At 75.5% G+C, this 3118-nt stretch carries 1 protein-coding gene; it reads left to right on the top strand.

Translation table 11 applies throughout. The annotated features are described in order from the left end of the window. Positions 1-3118, top strand: a 3118-nt coding sequence (locus tag ACF1FZ_RS34970) for an amino acid adenylation domain-containing protein (RefSeq protein ID WP_391777395.1), incomplete at both ends; no start/stop codon positions are given.

Here is a 3118-nt window from a genome sequence, read left to right on the forward strand (position 1 = left end):
GCGACCCGGGCTTCGGGGAGTTGCTGGAGCGCGTGCGGGCCACCGACCTGGGAGCCTACGCGCACCAGGACCTCCCCTTCGAACGCCTGGTGGAAGTGCTCAACCCGGCGCGCTCCCTGGTCCGCCACCCGCTCTTCCAGGTCCTGCTGGCCTTCAACAACGGCGCGGCGCCCGACGAAGGACCCGCCGACCGGGCATCGGACGTCCTGGTGCGGCCCGAGACGGTGGAGATCGCGGCGGCCAAGTTCGACCTGTCGCTGTCCTTCAACGAGGACCGGGCGGCCGACGGCACGGCGGCCGGGATGCGGGGCGTGCTGGAGTACAGCGCCGACCTGTACGACGAGAGCACGGCCCGAAGGACGGCCGAACGCTACCTCCGGCTGCTCGAAGCGGCGGTCGCGGAGCCCCGCACCCCGCTGAGCCGCATTCCCGTCCTGAGCGAGGCCGAGCTGCACGACCTCCTCGTCCGGCGCAACGACACGGCCCGCGCCCTGTCCGGCGCCTCCCCGCTGCGGCGGTTCGAGGCCCAGGCCGCCAGGACTCCCCGGTCCACGGCCCTGGTCGCGGGCGAGGAGCGGATCGACTACGCCGAACTCGACGCACGGGCCGACCGGCTCGCCGCACTGCTGTCCCGGAGCGCCACCGGGCGCGGCGGACCCGTCGCCGTCGCCCTGCCGCGTGGCGCGCTGCTTCCGGTGGCTCTGCTCGCCGTCTGGAAGGCGGGCCTGCACTACCTGCCGCTGGACCCCGACCACCCGAAGAGCCGCCTGGCGGACATCCTCACCGACTCCGCGCCCGGCTGCGTCATCACGACGACCGACCTCGCGCGCGGCCTCCCGCCGGTGCCCGCCCCGCTGCTCGTCCTGGACGCCCCGGCCACCGCGGCACGCCTGGCCGCCGCCCCCGGCACCGCACCGGCCGAAGGCACGCGGGCGCGGGAGCGGGAGTGGGGGGAGGAACTGGCGTACACGATCTACACCTCCGGCTCCACCGGCCGTCCCAAGGGCGTCATGGTGACCCGGTCGGCCGTGGCGAACTTCCTCGCCGACATGACCGAGCGGCTGGAACTGGGTCCCGAGGACCGGCTGCTGGCGGTCACCACGGTCTCCTTCGACATCGCCGTCCTGGAGATCTTCGCCCCGCTGCTCACCGGCGGCACGGTCGTCCTTGCCGACGCCACCGCCCAGCGCGACCCCGCGGCCGTGAGGTCCCTCTGTGCCCGCGAGGGCGTGACGGTGGTCCAGGCCACTCCCGGTTGGTGGCACGCCATGGCTGTGGACGGCGGCCTCGACCTCACAGCCCTGCGCGTGCTGGTGGGCGGCGAGGCGCTGCCGCCCGCCCTCGCCCGCACCCTCCTGGAACCCGGCCGCGCGCCGCTGGGCGACCGCCTGCTCAACCTGTACGGACCGACGGAGACCACCGTCTGGTCCACCGCCGCGCACATCACCGCCGAGACCCTGGAGGCGCACGGCGGCGCCGTGTCGACCGGGGCGCCGATCGCCCGCACCGCCGCCTACGTGCTCGACGCCGCGCTGCGGCCCGTGCCCGACGGAGTGCCGGGCGAGCTGTACCTGGCCGGGGCCGGGCTGGCCCGGGGCTATCTGGGCCGGCCGGGGCTGACCGCCGAGCGGTTCGTGGCCTGCCCGTTCGGGGGGCCGGGGGAGCGGATGTACCGCACCGGCGACCTCGCCCGCTGGCGGCCGGACGGAAGTCTGGAACACCTGGGCAGGACCGACGACCAGGTCAAGATCCGCGGGTTCAGGATCGAACTGGGCGAGGTCGAGAGGGCCCTGGCACAGGCGCACGGTGTCGGCAGGGCCGCCGCCGCCGTGCGCCCGGACGCCACCGGCTCCGCCCGACTGGTCGGCTATCTGGTACCGGCCGGCGGGAGCGGCGTACTCGACGAGAAGGCCGTGTCCGCCACCGTACGGGCGGTGCTGCCCGAGTACATGGTCCCCTCGGCGCTGGTGGTGCTGGACGGCGGCCTGCCGCTGACCGCGAACGGCAAGCTGGACCGGGCCGCGCTCCCCGCGCCCGAGGCGACAACCGGCCGGGGCCCCGGACGGGCGCCGCGCGGGCCGCGCGAGGAGATCCTGTGCGGGCTCTTCGCCGACGTGCTGGGCGCGTCCGGGATCGGCGTGGATGACGACTTCTTCGCCCTGGGCGGCCACTCCCTGCTCGCCACCCGACTTGTCGCCCGCGTCCGCAGCACACTCGGCGTCGAACTGGGGGTCCGTGAGGTCTTCGAGACACCGACCGTGGCCGGCCTCGCCGCCGCGCTCTCCGCGGCGGGCGAGACCGGACCCCGGCTGCGCCCCGCCGACCCGCGCCCCGAGCGGCTGCCCCTCTCCTACGCCCAGCGCCGCCTGTGGTTCGTCCGGCAACTGGAGGGGCCGAGCGCCACCTACAACGTCCCGCTGGCGCTGCGCCTGGCCGGTCCGCTGGACGTGGCCGCGCTGCGGGCCGCGCTGGGGGACGTGGTCGCCCGGCACGAGAGCCTGCGTACCGTCTTCGCCGAGGACGAGCACGGCCCGCACCAGGTCGTCCTGCCCGCCGACGGCCCGGCTCCGCTCACCGGGCCCGTCCGGACCGACGAGGACGAACTCCCCCGCCTACTGCGGGAAGCGGCCGATCACGCGTTCCGGCTGGACGCCGAACCACCGCTGCGCGCATACCTGTTCGCCACGGCGCCCGACGAGCACACCCTGCTCCTGGTCATGCACCACATCGCCACCGACGCCTGGTCGCAGCGGCCGCTGATCGCCGATCTGGCCGCGGCCTACGCCGCCCGCCACGCCGGCCGGGCCCCGGCCCTGCCGCCGCTGCCGGTCTCCTACGCCGACTACGCCCTGTGGCAGCAGGTCCGCCTGGGGGACGAGCGGGAGGAAGACAGCGCACTGTCCGCCCAACTCGCTTACTGGCAAGGCGCGCTGGCCGGCTCCCCCGAGGAGCTGTCGCTGCCCGCCGACCGGCCCCGACCCGCCGTCCCCTCGCACCGGGGGGACAGCGTGCCCCTCTCGATCCCGCCGTGGTTGCACGGGCGGGTGGTGGAGTTGGCGCGGGAGTTCCGGGCGACGCCGTTCATGGTGGTGCACGCGGCGTTGGCGGCGCTGCTGAC

Source organism: Streptomyces sp. NPDC014623 (genome assembly GCF_043088245.1).
Lineage (GTDB): Bacteria > Actinomycetota > Actinomycetes > Streptomycetales > Streptomycetaceae > Streptomyces.